At 61.6% G+C, this 14919-nt stretch carries 12 protein-coding genes; 5 read left to right on the top strand and 7 right to left on the bottom strand.

Features of this window, described 5'->3' with window-relative positions:
* Nucleotides 1-177: 177 nt before the first annotated feature.
* Genes ABQX22_RS19535 through ABQX22_RS19520 form a run of 4 tightly spaced genes read right to left on the bottom strand, consistent with a single transcriptional unit; the run spans nucleotide 178 to nucleotide 4543 of the window.
* A complete protein-coding gene (locus tag ABQX22_RS19535) occupies nucleotides 178-606 on the bottom strand; it encodes a group I truncated hemoglobin (protein WP_349801494.1) in 429 nt (142 codons plus the stop codon).
* A gap of 2 nt (nucleotides 607-608) precedes the next feature.
* Entirely contained in the window at nucleotides 609-1496 is an 888-nt protein-coding gene (locus tag ABQX22_RS19530; RefSeq protein WP_349801493.1) for a DUF3034 family protein, read from the bottom strand.
* A 25-nt stretch (nucleotides 1497-1521) separates the two neighbouring features.
* Nucleotides 1522-3876: a bifunctional diguanylate cyclase/phosphodiesterase gene (locus ABQX22_RS19525; RefSeq protein ID WP_349801492.1), complete on the bottom strand. Its 2355-nt coding sequence runs from the start codon at nucleotides 3874-3876 to the stop codon at nucleotides 1522-1524.
* Entirely contained in the window at nucleotides 3860-4543 is a 684-nt protein-coding gene (locus tag ABQX22_RS19520; protein WP_349801491.1) for a methylamine utilization protein, read from the bottom strand. The genes ABQX22_RS19525 and ABQX22_RS19520 overlap by 17 nt, the downstream gene beginning before the upstream one ends.
* A gap of 263 nt (nucleotides 4544-4806) precedes the next feature.
* On the opposite strand from ABQX22_RS19520, the gene lon reads away from it, so the two are divergent.
* The 3 genes from lon to ABQX22_RS19505 all read left to right on the top strand — a co-directional run bounded on the left by lon (nucleotide 4807) and on the right by ABQX22_RS19505 (nucleotide 8289).
* Nucleotides 4807-7227: an endopeptidase La gene (lon, locus tag ABQX22_RS19515; protein ID WP_349801490.1), complete on the top strand. Its 2421-nt coding sequence runs from the start codon at nucleotides 4807-4809 to the stop codon at nucleotides 7225-7227.
* 233 nt (nucleotides 7228-7460) lie between these two features.
* The gene (locus ABQX22_RS19510) at nucleotides 7461-7853 is read left to right on the top strand and encodes a protease inhibitor I42 family protein (RefSeq protein WP_349801489.1); all 393 of its coding nucleotides are present in this window, start codon (nucleotides 7461-7463) and stop codon (nucleotides 7851-7853) included.
* A 1-nt stretch (nucleotide 7854) separates the two neighbouring features.
* Complete coding sequence (locus tag ABQX22_RS19505) at nucleotides 7855-8289, top strand: GNAT family N-acetyltransferase (protein WP_349801488.1); 435 nt, start codon at nucleotides 7855-7857, stop codon at nucleotides 8287-8289.
* 74 nt (nucleotides 8290-8363) lie between these two features.
* Here ABQX22_RS19505 and ABQX22_RS19500 read toward each other — a convergent pair whose 3' ends face one another.
* Entirely contained in the window at nucleotides 8364-9152 is a 789-nt protein-coding gene (locus ABQX22_RS19500) for an NAD(P)H-dependent oxidoreductase (protein ID WP_349801487.1), read from the bottom strand.
* A gap of 85 nt (nucleotides 9153-9237) precedes the next feature.
* Between ABQX22_RS19500 and ABQX22_RS19495 the strand changes: the two genes are divergently transcribed.
* Nucleotides 9238-10146, top strand: a complete 909-nt coding sequence (locus tag ABQX22_RS19495) for a LysR family transcriptional regulator (protein WP_349801486.1) — start codon at nucleotides 9238-9240, stop codon at nucleotides 10144-10146.
* A gap of 25 nt (nucleotides 10147-10171) precedes the next feature.
* Here the strand turns inward: ABQX22_RS19495 and ABQX22_RS19490 are convergent, their stop codons facing one another.
* On the bottom strand, nucleotides 10172-11968 hold the full coding sequence (locus ABQX22_RS19490; protein ID WP_349801485.1) for a methyl-accepting chemotaxis protein: 1797 nt from the start codon (nucleotides 11966-11968) through the stop codon (nucleotides 10172-10174).
* Nucleotides 11969-12227: 259 nt separating this feature from the next.
* Between ABQX22_RS19490 and ABQX22_RS19485 the strand changes: the two genes are divergently transcribed.
* Nucleotides 12228-12476 (top strand): acyl carrier protein, encoded by a 249-nt coding sequence (locus ABQX22_RS19485; protein WP_349801484.1) that lies wholly within the window; start codon nucleotides 12228-12230, stop codon nucleotides 12474-12476.
* A gap of 120 nt (nucleotides 12477-12596) precedes the next feature.
* Here ABQX22_RS19485 and katG read toward each other — a convergent pair whose 3' ends face one another.
* Nucleotides 12597-14864 carry a catalase/peroxidase HPI gene (gene katG / locus ABQX22_RS19480; RefSeq protein ID WP_349801483.1) on the bottom strand — a complete coding sequence of 756 codons (2268 nt, stop codon included), beginning with the start codon at nucleotides 14862-14864 and terminating at the stop codon, nucleotides 12597-12599.
* Nucleotides 14865-14919 lie beyond the last annotated feature (55 nt).

Here is a 14919-nt window from a genome sequence, read left to right as displayed (position 1 = left end):
GGTTTCACTGCCGGTTCCCGGCAGATCGCAGGACAAGCCAGCTCCCACGGCCTGCGGCCAGAATCAAAAGCACCGTAAACCTCCCAGTTTGCTGCGCGACAGCGCGGCGTCTGGACGACGGGGAATCTCCTACAGTTAATCCTCGCGATGACCTTGCACGCGCTCAAGCAGCGGGCATCACTTCTCGATCACTTCCCCACGCTGGGGCGCCAGTCGGGCGATGAGGCGGTTTTGGGTGGGGACCGGGATGTGCTGCTCGTCCATGGCGTCGATGAGGTTCTCCACCAGCGCATTGAAATCGCTGCGGCTGAGGTTCATGCCTTTGTGCGCTTCAGCCAGGGTGTCACCGGTGTAGGTGCAGGGCCCACCGGCTTCGACACAGAATCTCTCTACCAGTTTGTCGCGCACCCGCACGATGTCGACCTTGCGGAAGTACTCGACGATGCGCGGGTCGCGGGCGACGTGCAGCAGCATGCCTTCGACGATCTTTTGAATTCCCGGCCGCTCCCCCAGCGCGTAATACAGGCTGTCATCCTTGGGCGGCTGCTGCGCGCACGCCGCCAGCCCCACCATCGCAGCCATCATCATCCAGCGCAGGGTCCGCATGCTCAGAAGCTCCCCTGAATCGACAGATACGTACCGTTCTGGTCATCCAGCGGGGCGATTTCACCCAGCCGCGCGTAGGCCAGTACAAACGAAACGTGCTTGTTGGGGAAATAGCCGACAAACATGTCCACCCAATCATTCTCGCCGGCGAACGACAGGTTATCGGGCTTCTCCCGGTAATCCACGCCCACTGCCCAGTGCGGGTTGAACAGCAACGCCACGCCGCCTTCCTTGAGCACGCTGCGTTTATCGCGTCGGTCGCCGCCAAAACCCAGCAAGCCGGTTTCGTTGGCACGGCTGTAGCGCAGGCCGCCGTTGACTACCACGTTGTAGCCAAACGCAGCGCCCATGAACAAGCGGCTGGCGGTCAGGTAGCCTTCGACGTCCGCATCGCGCTGGGCGCCAATCAGCTTAGGAATGGCAAAGTCATTCTGGTGCTTGTATTCGATCCCCAGCGACACCTGCGGCAGTATGTCGTAGATCAGGTCGCCAAACAGCCGCACCTTGACCCCGAAAATATCCTGCGTGAGGTTGTCGTCCGGCAGGCTCAGCTTGTTCACCAGAGAGCCCAGGTCAAATCGCTGATGGGCGTAGGAAAGCTCCACACGATTACCGTAGGACGCCGCCATCCCGGCGACATCCAGTGTGTAGTCCGGCAAATCCACGTGGGTCGCGAACGCGTTGGCGCCCCACTCCCCTTGCTCGCCATAACCGGCCAGCACCGCCCACGGAATGATCCCGCCGCCCGCGCCGCCCTCAATGCTGCTGGCCCCACCGGTGGCAATCAGACGGCCTTGTTCCGCAGAGGCCGGTGATGCCAACGACGCAAGACAACAGCCGACCATGCTCAACACCAACGGGCTAAAACCTGCCGAAAGAATACGTGTCATGTCCGTTCTTCAATCTTCGAATCAATCAATGAAGCATCGCGCCGGGCGACTGGTGGGCCTTGAGCATCCACGCCTCGAATGCATCGGCAGTCAGTGGCCGGCTGATGAGATAACCCTGCGCCGTGTCGCAATGCCAGCGCTCCAACAGGCGCAGGCTGTGGGCGTATTCAACGCCTTCGGCCACGACTTTGAGCCCCAGGTTGTGGCTCATCTCGATGGTCGAACGCACGATGACCGCGTCTTCGCTGGTTTCGTCCAGATCCCGCACGAAGGACTGGTCGATCTTGAGCTCCTGCACCGGCAAGCGCTTCAAGTGCGCCAGCGAGGAATACCCGGTGCCAAAGTCATCCACCGACAGACTGATGCCGCAATCGCGCAGGCGATTGAGCACTTTCAGCGCGTGCTCGGGCTCTTTCATCACCGCGCTTTCGGTGATTTCGAAAATCAGCTGTTCGGCAGGTACGCGGTAAGACTTGAGCAGCGCCGACACACGCCCGGCGAGGTCGCCACTGAGCAGATCATCTGCCGAAATGTTCACCGACAACTGCACGTACAGCCCGCGAACCCGCCACTCTGCCAGTTGCCGCATGGCCTCCTCGATCACCCAGTGGGTGAGGATCTGGATGCTGCCGGTGCGCTCGGCCAAAACGATGAATTCCGCCGGCGACACGCTGCCAAAACGCGGGTGCTGCCAGCGCAGCAAGGCTTCGGCCTCGCGCACGCGGCCCTGGCGGATGTCGAGTTTGGGTTGGTAATGCAAGGTCAGTTCGCCGTTGCGGGCAGCGTGGCGCAGGTCGCGAATCAGGCTGATCTGGCGTTGATAGGCCAGATCGCGACCGTCTTTGTAGACCTGCAACCGCCCCGGCAGGCTCGACGCGTCCTGCCGGGCAATCGCCGCGCGCTTGAGCAAATCCGGCGCCGCATCGCCATTGAGCGGGTAGGCAGCGATACCGATGGCGCAATCGAGGGAAATGTCGTGCTCGCCGATGCGCTGCAGATCGGCCAGCAAGCGCTGCAACCGGTCAGCCACGGCCACGGCGCTGTCGGCTTCGGCGTGGTGGATCAGCAGCAGGAATTCGTTGGGGCTTAGACGCGCAGCGGTGTCCCCCGCCCCCAGCGGCTGTTGCAAGAGCTGGGCAATGGCCTGCAGCAATTGATCGACGCTCTCGGCGCCGATGGTTTCGTTGATCGAATGAATGTTATCGACGCTCAGGTACAGCAAGGCCACCGGACGCTGGGCGGCAATCGCGCTGCCCAGGCGCTCCATCGCCAGCGCCCGGTTGGGCAGCCCGGTGAGGGCGTCATGCAGCGCGCTGTGGGCCAACTGCTGTTCGCGCACCGCGATCCCGCTCTGCATCGAATTGATCGCGCCGGCCAGCAGGCCCAGCTCGTCGCTGCGCTCCATCATTACCGGGGTGCTGTAATCGCCGCGTCCGATCCGTTCGGCCGCTTTGGCCAGGGCGCGGACCGGCAGCGACACACTGCGCGCCAAGAGCAAGGTGCCGATCAACGAACCGGCCAGCGCGATGAGCGTGATCCAGACAATTTTCTTGTCCAGCGGCGCGAACGCCAGCATCGCCTGGTCCAGCGGGCTTTGCAGCAGCGCGATGACCTGTTCGTCGGTCTGGTCGGTGTCGGCGTCCAGGATCAGCGTCTTGCTGAGAAAACGCTGATTCTTGTGCTCGGTCATCAGGGTCCGGCCCGGGAGCGGGCCAACCATCACCGCGCGCAGGCTGTCAAACAATGACGCCGGCTGGGTGCTGACCATTTGCCCCGGCACCTGCTTGACCACCGAGAGGAACGACACCTCCAGACCACTCAATGAACGCAGTTCCTGCGCCAGGGCGTCGTCCATGGCAAAACCCATCACCACACGCCCGATGGGCAGCGGCGCCAGCACCGTGCTTTCCACCAACAGGTGCGGCTTGCCTTGCAGCGGCACGATCAGCATCGATTGATTGCGCGCCTTCAGATCGCGCAGCGCTTGGGTGTAGGGAAACGGCGAGCCCTCGGGTATCTGCGTCACGGTGCTGGCCAGGACGGTGCCATCCATGCCCAGCAGAAACATGTCATCGGCGCTGATTCGCGCGCCGTGGTTTTGCAGCACCGAACGAATGGTCGCTGAATCGGCAGACGCCACCGCGTCGCGGAAACCGAAATCGGTGGACAGCAGCTGCACCGCGTCACGCAATCTTTTGCCGCGCATCTCCAGCAAGCCTTCGAACACCCGCGTGCCCACTTCCAGCTGAGCCTGCGCCTGGGATTGCACGGCGTCCTTGGTCGCGGCCTTGACGGCCAGCAGCACCGCCACCACCACGATCAGCAGCAACAGGATCAGGACAGCGGCGATACGCGCCTGAAAACTAGTGCGCAGCTTCATCGTGTGCCGCCTTGTTGAAGGCATCGCCAAATGCGCTGGAGGGCGGCGACGCCGTGGCGGTGGCCTTGGGCGCGACCGCCACGTTGAACCGCTGGTGCAGGCCCGCGGCCGGGATGTCGATTTCGCCACCGGGAAGCGGCTGCATATCGGTCACCTCTGGATGCCACAGCGTGGCCACGTAATGGCCGGCGGGCAGTTGATCGAGGGTTATCGAGCCTTGGGCATTGCTCACCCCGAACCAGGGATCGTCGGTGACGTACACATAGCCGAGCATCCAGTCGTGGACGTTGCAGCCCAGCACCACCACCCCCGGTTTGTCGAACAGCACCGGCGCCGAGGGCGTACCGCCGTATAGCCGCAGTTCGAAGCGCTTGGGCGTGGAAAAGGAATACACCTGGTGGCGGATATTGTCGCTGTTGGGGAACTTGATTTGTGTGCCAGTGCGCACCGCCAGCACATGGGGCGCGAATTCCTGATTGCGCTGATCCATGTCCGCGTTCAGCGAGGGTTCGGTTGCGCCTACCGGGCCCTTGAGGGTCAGTACCGCATCGGTCAACGGTTTACCGTGCATGTCCACGAAGTCGGCCGTCAGGGTAGCGGCGCTCGCGACACTGCTCAGTACAACTACAACGACAGCAGCCAGGCACGTTGATACAGCATGGGGCATACAGGCAGTCCAGAGCAGCGGGGTCGATAAAAAAGGGTGTCGGCCCTGGCAGATTTACGCTTGGCCGAATCAACCGTCACGCAGCGGACACTCATTCATTAAGGAAGGCATACCGCCATCCGGCAAATTCATGCCGACGAAAGGCAAAAGGCGGGGCTCAACGTTATCTATTGCGCCCCATCTTCAATGCTATCGACCGCAGCTATTGAAACCTGAGGGCGACTGCCCCATCTAAGGCTCATCTCCATTTGCGCAGGTGCCCCATGAGCGACCAGCAAGCAGACTCACAGAATTCCTCAGACGACTACGACGACGAACCCGAAGTCAGCCTCGGCTCCGACCGAAAAAGCCTTGCACTGCCGGGCCAGAACCTCCCGGATCAGGTCTACATCATCCCGATTCACAACCGCCCTTTCTTCCCGGCGCAGGTCTTGCCGGTCATCGTCAATGAGGAGCCGTGGGCCGAAACGCTAGAGCTGGTCAGCAAGTCCGATCATCACTCCCTGGCGCTGTTCTTCATGGACACCCCGCCGGACGACCCGCGCCACTTCGACACCAAGGCGCTGCCCGAATACGGCACGCTGGTGAAGGTGCACCACGCCAGCCGCGAAAACGGCAAATTGCAGTTCGTGGCCCAAGGCCTGAGCCGCGTGCGGATCAAGAACTGGCTCAAGCACCACCGCCCGCCGTTTCTGGTGGAAGTCGAATACCCGCACCAGCCCAACGAGCCGACCGACGAGGTCAAGGCCTACGGCATGGCGCTGATCAACGCGATCAAAGAGCTGCTGCCGCTCAACCCGCTGTACAGCGAGGAGCTGAAGAATTACCTCAACCGCTTCAGCCCCAACGACCCCTCGCCGCTCACCGACTTCGCCGCCGCCCTGACCTCCGCCACGGGCGTCGACCTGCAGGCCGTGCTCGATTGCGTGCCGGTGCTCAGGCGTATGGAAAAAGTCCTGCCGATGCTGCGCAAGGAAGTCGAAGTCGCGCGGCTGCAGAAAGAAATCTCCGCCGAGGTCAATCGCAAGATCGGCGAGCATCAGCGCGAATTCTTCCTCAAGGAACAGTTGAAGGTCATCCAGCAAGAGCTCGGGCTGACCAAGGACGACCGCAGCGCCGACATCGAGCAGTTCGAAGAACGTTTGGTGGGCAAGACCCTGCCTGCCCAGGCGCGCAAGCGGATCGACGAAGAGATCAACAAGCTGTCGGTGCTGGAAACCGGCTCGCCCGAATACGCTGTGACCCGCAATTACCTGGACTGGGCGACCTACGTACCGTGGGGCGTGTTCGGCGAGGACAAGCTGGACCTCAAACACGCGCGCAAAACCCTGGACGCGCACCACGCAGGCCTTGATGACATCAAGAGCCGCATCCTGGAGTTCCTGGCCGTGGGCGCCTACAAAGGCGAAATCAGCGGGTCCATCGTGCTGCTGGTCGGCCCGCCCGGCGTGGGTAAAACCAGCGTCGGGCGCTCCATCGCTGAATCCCTCGGTCGGCCATTCTATCGCTTCAGCGTCGGCGGCATGCGCGACGAGGCCGAGATCAAGGGCCACCGTCGCACCTACATTGGCGCCCAGCCGGGCAAGCTGGTGCAGGCGCTCAAAGACATGGAAGTGATGAACCCGGTCATCATGCTCGACGAGATCGACAAGATGGGTCAGAGCTTCCAGGGCGACCCGGCGTCGGCACTGCTGGAAACCCTGGACCCGGAGCAGAACGTCGAATTCCTCGATCACTACCTGGATTTGCGTCTGGACCTGTCCAAAGTGCTGTTCATCTGCACCGCCAACACCCTGGACTCAATCCCCGGCCCGTTGCTGGACCGGATGGAAGTGATTCGCCTGTCGGGCTACATCACCGAAGAAAAGCTGGCAATCGCCAAGCGCCACCTGTGGCCCAAGCAGTTGAAAAAAGCCGGTGTGGCCAAGGACAAACTCAGCATCAACGACGCGGCATTGCGCGCAGTGATCGAAGGCTACGCCCGGGAAGCCGGTGTGCGGCAGCTGGAAAAACAGCTGGGCAAGCTGGTGCGCAAAGCGGTGGTCAAGCTGCTGGATAACCCGGACACCGTGGTCAAGATCGGGCCCAAGGATCTGGAAGCCTCGCTGGGCATGCCGGTGTTCCGCAGCGAGCAAGTGTTGTCGGGCACCGGTGTCATCACCGGCCTGGCGTGGACCAGCATGGGCGGCGCCACGTTGCCGATCGAAGCTACGCGCATCCACACGCTCAATCGCGGCTTCAAGCTCACCGGGCAACTGGGTGACGTGATGAAGGAATCGGCGGAAATCGCCTACAGCTACGTCAGTTCCAATCTGGCCAAGTTTGGCGGCGACAAGTCGTTCTTCGACGAAGCCTTCGTTCACTTGCACGTACCGGAAGGCGCGACCCCGAAAGACGGTCCGAGCGCGGGCGTGACCATGGCCAGCGCGTTGCTGTCACTGGCACGCAACCAGGCGCCGAAAAAAGGGGTGGCCATGACCGGCGAACTGACGCTGACCGGGCACGTCCTGCCGATTGGCGGCGTACGCGAGAAAGTCATCGCGGCGCGGCGCCAGAAGATCTTCGAACTGATTTTGCCGGAGCCGAACCGTGGCAACTTCGAAGAGCTGCCGGACTACCTGAAAGAAGGCATCACCGTGCACTTCGCCAAGAAATTCGCGGACGTGGCGAAGGTGTTGTTCTAACCAAGTGGGCCCAAACCAACCTGTAGGAGCCAACGTGTTGGCGAGGCGGCTTCACAGGTTGAACCAGGCGCAGGATGCTTCTGCCGAAGGCGTTGGAGCGAGGCTTGCCCGCGAAGAGAGCGACTCGGGTGTCAGACAAACCCCAGCGCCAGCTTCGCGGGCAAGCCTCGCTCCAACAGGTTTGCATCTTCTTCAGTTATGCTCGGCACACGTTGCCCATGACCGGAGCCTCCATGCAACCTGCCCGCCTGCTCGTCCCCGTCAGTTTCGCCCTGTTGGCCGCCTGCGCCCAGGCACCCAAACAAACCGTTTCCCTCGATGACCAAAGCGATTGCCCGATCCGACTCAAGACCGGCCAGACGTTGATGATCACGCTCCCCAGCAACCCCACCACCGGCCACCGCTGGTTGATGCAAAACCCTGCCTCCTCGATCCTGCGCAGCCTGGGACCTGAGGTCTACAACAACCCCGAAGACGTCGGCACGGTCGGCACGGCGGGTCAGTCGGTCTGGCGATATCAAGCCGCAAACGCGGGCGACGGGCACCTGATCATGGTCTATCAGCAACCGTGGGCGCCGGAAGTCCCGCCTGAGCGCACGTTCGATTGCGCGATCACGGTGAACTGACATGTTCAGCCTGCGCACCATGACCCTCGACGATTACGACGCCGTGCTCGACCTGATGAAACGCACGCCCGGCGTCACGGTGCGAGATGCGGACTCGCGGGCATCCACCGCCCGCTACCTGGCACGCAATCCCGGCCTGAGCTTTGTCGCTGAAGCCGATGGCGTGCTGGTGGGGTGCGTGATGTGCGGGCATGACGGCCGACGCGGCTATCTGCAGCACCTGGTTGTGCTCCCCGAACACCGACGGCAGGGGCTGGCGGCGTCGCTGGTCGAACGCTGCCTCGCGGGCCTGGAACGCGAAGGCATCCTCAAATGCCATCTGGACGTCATCAGGACCAACACCGCAGCGGCGCAATACTGGCGCGGACAGGGTTGGCAGTTGCGGACGGACATCGATCGGTATTCGTTTATCCGCTCGGATAATGAAAACGCCTGATCGGTCTGCGGTCGCTGTTGACCCTGTGGGAGCGGACCTGTCCGCGAAGAGGCCCGCACGGACAAACGCCTGCATCATGTCGCCAACGGCTTCACATGCACCCCGAACCCCACCTCCCCCGGCGCAATCTCCGGCCGCAGCGTCAATGCCGGAATCTCGTAGTCACCCCCGTTCTGTTGCCGATACGCGATGGGCTGCGTGGTAAACAGATCATCCAGCCGTCGCCCCAGCGCCTCACAGGTCTCGGCAAACCGGACCTCATCCACACGACTGGTGCGATACACCAGAAACGGCGGCAACACGTCAAAACCGGGGTAATGCAGCACGCCGTGCTGGATCGGAAACAGCAGATCCTCCATCGGCCCGTTGATCCCGCGCGGCGCGTAATGCGAATCCCAGCCGCCCATCGTAACCATCAGCATCGCGCGTTTGCCGGCCATGGCACCCTCGCCGTAACGGTTGCCCCAGCGCGCGTCGGAATGCTCGCCCACGCCGTAGGCAAACCCATAGGCATACACCCGCTCGACCCACCCCTTGAGAATCGCCGGCATCGAAAACCACCACAGCGGAAACTGCAGGATCACGGCATCGGCCCAGCGCAATTTCTCTTGTTCCGCCGCGATGTCTTCGCGCTGACGGCCATTGGCGAACGCATGCTTTGAGTCCAGCGACGCGTTGAAATAGTCGCCAACAGGTGGGTCCTGGCTGTCATCGGCATCGACAATCGCCTTCCAGTTCATCGCGTACAGGTCCGAGACCTGCACGGTATGCCCGGCGGCTTCCAGCCGATTGACCGAGAAATCCTTGAGCGACCCATTCAGCGATCTGGGTTCAGGGTGGGCGTGAACGATGAGGACATTCATGGCGTGAGCTCCGATAAGTGAGGCACGCACAATGAGGCGGCGACAGGTATATTGGAAATGAATATCCAACATCCCAGGTATAGGAATGAACAATCTCAGGCGTCTGGACCTCAACCTGCTCGTCACGCTGGACGTCCTGCTGTCCGAGCACAACGTCACCCGCGCCGCCGAGCGGCTCAATCTCTCCCAGCCTTCGGTCAGCGTGCACCTGGCCAAACTGCGCGACGTCTTCGGTGATCCACTGTTGCTGCCCGGCCCGCGAGGCATGCAGCCCACGGCCAGAGCCAACGAACTGCGCGAGCCATTGCGTCTGGCGCTGGAGGGTTTGGGGCGAGCGGTTGCGCCGGCAGCGCCTTTCGACCCTTTGCAGGCGACGGCGACGTGGCGCGTTGGCGCTGCGGACTACGGCGAATCCACCATCATCCTGCCCGCGCTGCAACGCCTGCGTGTCGAAGCGCCTCATACCCGACTGGCCATTCTCGACCTCAGCCCTTCACACGTCTTCAAGCAGGCCGAACAAGGCGCCATCGACGTCGTGCTGCAAACCGCCGACAACGCACCCGCCGGTCTTCATCGCCAGTCACTGTTCACCGAACGCTACGTGCTCGTAGGACGAATCAACCATCCGCGTCTGAAACCGCGCATGTCGGTGCAAGACTTCTGCGATCTCGAACACGTACTGGTCTCCAAAGATGGCAGCGGCGGGTTTTATGGCGTGACAGACAAATCCCTGGCAGAGGTCGGACTCAGCCGCCGGGTGGCGTTGTCCGTGCCCCACTTTCTGTTCGCCCTGTCGGTCGTCGCAAGTACCGATCTGGTGGCAATGCTGCCTTCACGGCTGGTCTCCGGGAGACGTGATGTACAGGCTGTCGAAGCCCCGGTTGAAGTGCCGGGGTACGAGATGGTGATGGTGTGGCATGAGCGGGTGCACCGCGACGGCGGTTGCACATGGCTGCGCGAGGTGTTCGCCACAGCCGTGAGCGGGCGCGCGTGAAAGCCGGTTCGCACGCGTGCCTGTCTTACTCCGCCAGTAACGCCGCCGCATCGAAACCGAGCCGCAAATTGCCCCAATGCCGCCCGTCAAAGAAGAACGGCACGTCGATCTCGGTCATGATTTCGCCGGTGTCGCGCAGGTAGGTCTGCAGCAGGAAGCGCTGCTTATTCCCCGCCGCGCGCAGGCCGATGGGGTCGGAGAACATGCGCTTGTTTCGGCACACCGGCAGGTCAATGTCGCGATTGCCGGTAGGCTTTTTCGAGACCCAGCTGTTGTTGACCGGGCAGTAGCCCTTGGCGTCGACGATGAACGAGACCTTGCCGCCCTGCGTGCCTTTGGTGAGCGCGTCGCACGCTTCCTGGCAGACCTGGGCGAAGCGCTCGGTGTAGCTGGTCATGTATTGCTTCGGATCGGTGTTGGGAATCAATTTGTAGCTTTGATCGAACAGATTGACGCCTTGCTTTTGCAGCTCGGCGAGACGGATCTGTAAAACATCCCGGCATCGGCTGGCACGGGTGATGGCCGCATCGAGCGGGCCGTGGCCCAGGACGAATTTGCCCAGCAGCGCCTGCACTTTTTCCGCCACGCCTGACAGATCGCGGGTGGCGGTGGCGGAGTGCTGCATGCGTTGGTCGATGGACTGGCTGTCGGCGTGAATCCGCGTCACGCGTTCGTTGATGCCGGTGTTGCTGTCGGCAAACTGCTGAATGTGGCCGGCAATGTCCGCGAGCTTACCGTTGGTGGATTCGAAGTCGCCGATCATGCTTTCGAAATGGCCGGAGGCGCGCTCGACGACTTTCTGCGTCTCCCGCGCGCTGTGGCTGATCTGGGTGGTCTGCTCGTGGGTCGAGCTGACTTCCAGCAGCATGGCGTCGATGTTCTGCGAGATGTCTTCGGTGGCGCGGCTGACGTTTTGCGCCAGGGTGCGCACTTCGTCGGCCACCACCGCAAAACCACGGCCGCTTTCGCCGGCACGCGCCGCCTCGATGGCCGCGTTGAGTGCCAGCAGGTTGGTCTGGGCAGAAATCTGCTGGATCAGCCCGACGATGGATTTGATGCTCGATGAGCGTTGGTTGAGCGCCGACACCAACGTGCTGAATTCACCGAGGCTGCGGGAGATTTCGCTGATGTTGCCGGTGACTTCCAGCAACTCGGAATACGAAGCGCGGGCCATGCTCAGGTTCTGCGCGGTGGTACTGGAAATGCCTTGCGTCTGCTGAGAGACCTCTTCGATGCGGCCTACCGCCGTGTTGCTCTGCTCCATCACTTCCTTGGCGAACCGCGCCTGATGCGTGGCGCTGTCACTGGAATCGCTGATGTTCTTCAACGAGCGGGCGGACTCGACCGCGATGTGCACGGTGAGGGCCTGAACGTTGCTGATGATCTCGCGCTGCTTGGCCAGGAAACGGTTACAGGTGCTGGCCAGTACGCGAATTTCATCGTGGGTCAGCAGCGGCAGGTCCTTGGACAGATCGCCCTCGCCATTGGCGATTTCTTCCAGCGCGTGAGTCATGTAGGTCACAGGCCGCACGATCAGATGGCGGAAATACCAGACCATGAAACTGACCATGCCCAGCGTAAACAGCGTGCTGACCAGAATGGCGTTGCTTAGACCATTCAACTTGCCCTCGATCTGCGCCAGCAAGCCCGCGTCCAACTGCGCGGCGCGCAACTGCAGGAGAATGTCGGCACGCATGCTCAGCGCCACCCAATAGAGCAACCCGCTGACGACCACCAGCAGAAAGAGACTCGACAGCTTTCTGGTCAGCGAGTTGAAGAAGTGCCTTTCAATCGATTCATACAACGCCTTTAACGCCTGCATGCCGTAGCTCCCTGAGGCAAAGTAAAAAATCACTTTAGAAGCTTCAAATCGGCCGGCTGGGCAAAAGCTTTAATGTGAAGCCCATCACAGATCGGTGATCTGTCCGCGGATTATGCGTGACCTGACTTTCTGAGTGCCGTGCCATCGATACATTTCGTCGGAATCGTCTGCTTTTCAGGCCAAACCTGTCATTTCTGACAGTTGTCGCACGGGGTATCGAGGCTGATCATTACAGCCTCACAAACGGACGAGGTGGGTTATGGACAGGGCGAATGTGTTGGTGAAAGTGAGAAACATTATTGCTGACAACCTGAACGTTGGGGTGAGTAAGGTCGTGGAGGCGGCAAACCTTGTGAACGACTTGGGGCTTGATTCGATCGACGGTACGACGCTTGTAATGGCCGTCGAGGAGGAATTCAAGATCGAGACAACTAACGAAGAGGTTGGAAGCATCAGGACGGTAAAGGAGATTGTTGACCTCATAATGAAAAAAACAGCCGGCCGCTAGCGTTCAAAACAAGCCGCTCAACACCGCAATCTGTAGGAGCGAACTTGTTCGCGAAGCGTCAGCCGGGATAGACCGAACCAGCCGCTTCGCCAACAAGTTGGCTCCTACAGGTTGTGGTTATTACCTCAGATCAAACCGATCAAGGTTCATCACCTTGGTCCATGCCTTGACGAAATCGCCGACAAACTTCTCCTGTGCGTCTTCGCTGGCATACACCTCGGCCAGCGCCCGAAGCTGAGCGTGGGAGCCGAACACCAGATCCACACGTGTGCCGGTCCATTTGACGGCGCCGGTTTTGCGATCCCGTCCTTCGAACGCTTCCCTGGCGTCCGACACCGGTTTCCACTCCGTGCCCATGTCCAGCAGGTTGACGAAGAAGTCGTTGGTCAGTGCCTGCGGCCGCTCGGTGAACACGCCGTGTTTGCTCTGCCCCACGTTGGTGTCCAGCACGCGCAGACCACCCAGCAGCACGGTCATTTCCGGCGCCGTGAGCGTCAACAGTTGCGCCTTGTCGATCAACAGTGCCTCGGGCTTGGCCTTGTAGTGTCCCTTCAAGTAGTTGCGGAAGCCGTCAGCCCGGGGTTCCAGAAAACTGAAAGACTCGACATCGGTCTGTTCCTGAGAGGCGTCCATACGCCCTGGCGAGAACGGCACCTTGACGTCATGACCGGCATTTTTCGCAGCCTGTTCAACGCCGACGTTGCCGGCCAGGACGATCAGGTCCGCCATAGAAATCTGCTTGCCGTCCGGCTGGGTGTCGTTGAACGCCTGCTGGATGCCTTCAAGGGTCTTGAGCACGCTTTCAAGCTGTTGGGGCTGATTGGACTGCCAGAACTTTTGTGGTGCCAGGCGAATCCGCCCGCCGTTGGCCCCGCCGCGCTTGTCCGAACCGCGGAAGGTCGAGGCCGCGGCCCAGGCGGTGGAGACCAGTTGCGACACCGTTAGGCCGGACGCGAGGATCTTGCCCTTGAGCGACAGCACATCGGATTCGCTCACCAATGGATGGTTGACCTCGGGGATCGGGTCTTGCCACAGCAGTTCTTCGGCGGGCATTTCCGGCCCGAGGTAGCGGGCCAGCGGCCCCATGTCGCGGTGGGTGAGCTTGAACCAGGCGCGGGCGAATGCGTCGGTCAGTTGGTCAGGGTTATCCCGGAAACGTCGGGCGATCGGCTCGAAGACCGGGTCGAAACGCAACGCCAGGTCAGACGTCAGCATGGACGGCGCGTGACGCCGCGACGGGTCATGGGCATCCGGGACGGCATTGGCCCCTGCGCCGTCTTTGGGTGTCCATTGGTGCGCGCCGGCCGGGCTCTTGGTCAGCTCCCACTCGAAATCAAAGAGGTTTTCCAGGTACTCGTTGCTCCATTGGGTCGGCGTCGAGGTCCAGGTGACTTCCAGGCCGCTGGTGATGGTGTCGCGCCCTTTACCGGTGCCGAAGCTGTTACGCCAGCCCAGGCCTTGCTGCTCGATATCGGCAGCTTCCGGTTCCGCGCCGACGTTGTCGGCAGGGCCGGCACCGTGGGTCTTGCCGAATGCGTGGCCGCCAGCTATCAAAGCCACAGTCTCTTCAGCGTTCATCGCCATGCGGGTAAAGGTTTCATGGATGTCTTTGGCCGAGGCGACAGGGTCCGGATTGCCATCAGGGCCTTCCGGGTTCACGTAGATCAGGCCCATCTGCACGGCGCCAAGAGGGTTTTCCAGGTTACGCTCGCCGTCGGTGCGGCTCTCTTCACTGCCATGCATGTCCGGCTCGGCCACCAGCGTGCCCTCGCCGGGCTGCTGCATTTCCTTCTGCGCACCGTAGCGCTCTTCACCGCCGAGCCAGGTGGTTTCAGAACCCCAGTAGACCGCTTCGTCCGGCTCCCACACGTCGGCACGGCCGCCCGAGAAACCGAAGGTCTTGAAGCCCATGGTTTCCAGCGCAACGTTACCGGTGAGGATGATGAGGTCGGCCCAGGAAATCTTGCTGCCGTATTTCTGCTTGATCGGCCAGATCAGACGCCGCGCCTTGTCCAGGCTGACGTTATCCGGCCAGCTGTTGAGCGGTGCAAACCGCTGCTGCCCGGCGCCCGCGCCACCCCGGCCGTCTGCCGTGCGGTAGGTGCCGGCGCTGTGCCAGGCCATGCGAATGAACAGCGGGCCATAGTGGCCAAAGTCCGCTGGCCACCACTCTTGCGAATCGGTCATCAAGGCCCGCAGGTCTTGTTTGACGGCGTCCAGGTCCAGGCTCTTGAAGGCCTCGGCGTAGTTGAACTGCTCCCCCATGGGGTCTGACAAGGAAGAATGCTGGTGCAGGATCTTGAGATTGATCTGGTTCGGCCACCAGTCGCGGTTGGTCGTTCCGCCACCGGCGGCGTGGTTGAAGGGGCATTTCGATTCTGTCGACATGATCGTTATTGTCCTCAGCAGGTTTGAATCGGCCTGAATATTACTTTCGGCCAGT

Origin of the sequence: Xanthomonas sp. WHRI 1810A, assembly GCF_040202885.1 — a bacterium.
Classification (GTDB): domain Bacteria; phylum Pseudomonadota; class Gammaproteobacteria; order Pseudomonadales; family Pseudomonadaceae; genus Aquipseudomonas.
The sequence above is the reverse complement of the archived record's forward strand: the minus strand, read 5'-3'. Positions and strand labels throughout refer to the sequence as shown.

Excerpts from the sequence above, each read along its gene's own strand:
- ABQX22_RS19510 (WP_349801489.1), top strand. The coding sequence starts at position 7,461 with ATGCAACCTGCCCGCCTGCTCGTCCCCGTCAGTTTCGCCCTGTTGGCC.
- katG (WP_349801483.1), bottom strand. The coding sequence starts at position 14,864 with ATGTCGACAGAATCGAAATGCCCCTTCAACCACGCCGCCGGTGGCGGA.
- ABQX22_RS19530 (WP_349801493.1), bottom strand. The coding sequence starts at position 1,496 with ATGACACGTATTCTTTCGGCAGGTTTTAGCCCGTTGGTGTTGAGCATG.
- ABQX22_RS19520 (WP_349801491.1), bottom strand. The coding sequence starts at position 4,543 with ATGCCCCATGCTGTATCAACGTGCCTGGCTGCTGTCGTTGTAGTTGTA.
- lon (WP_349801490.1), top strand. The coding sequence starts at position 4,807 with ATGAGCGACCAGCAAGCAGACTCACAGAATTCCTCAGACGACTACGAC.
- ABQX22_RS19490 (WP_349801485.1), bottom strand. The coding sequence starts at position 11,968 with ATGCAGGCGTTAAAGGCGTTGTATGAATCGATTGAAAGGCACTTCTTC.
- ABQX22_RS19525 (WP_349801492.1), bottom strand. The coding sequence starts at position 3,876 with ATGAAGCTGCGCACTAGTTTTCAGGCGCGTATCGCCGCTGTCCTGATC.
- ABQX22_RS19500 (WP_349801487.1), bottom strand. The coding sequence starts at position 9,152 with ATGAATGTCCTCATCGTTCACGCCCACCCTGAACCCAGATCGCTGAAT.
- ABQX22_RS19495 (WP_349801486.1), top strand. The coding sequence starts at position 9,238 with ATGAACAATCTCAGGCGTCTGGACCTCAACCTGCTCGTCACGCTGGAC.
- ABQX22_RS19535 (WP_349801494.1), bottom strand. The coding sequence starts at position 606 with ATGCGGACCCTGCGCTGGATGATGATGGCTGCGATGGTGGGGCTGGCG.
- ABQX22_RS19505 (WP_349801488.1), top strand. The coding sequence starts at position 7,855 with ATGTTCAGCCTGCGCACCATGACCCTCGACGATTACGACGCCGTGCTC.
- ABQX22_RS19485 (WP_349801484.1), top strand. The coding sequence starts at position 12,228 with ATGGACAGGGCGAATGTGTTGGTGAAAGTGAGAAACATTATTGCTGAC.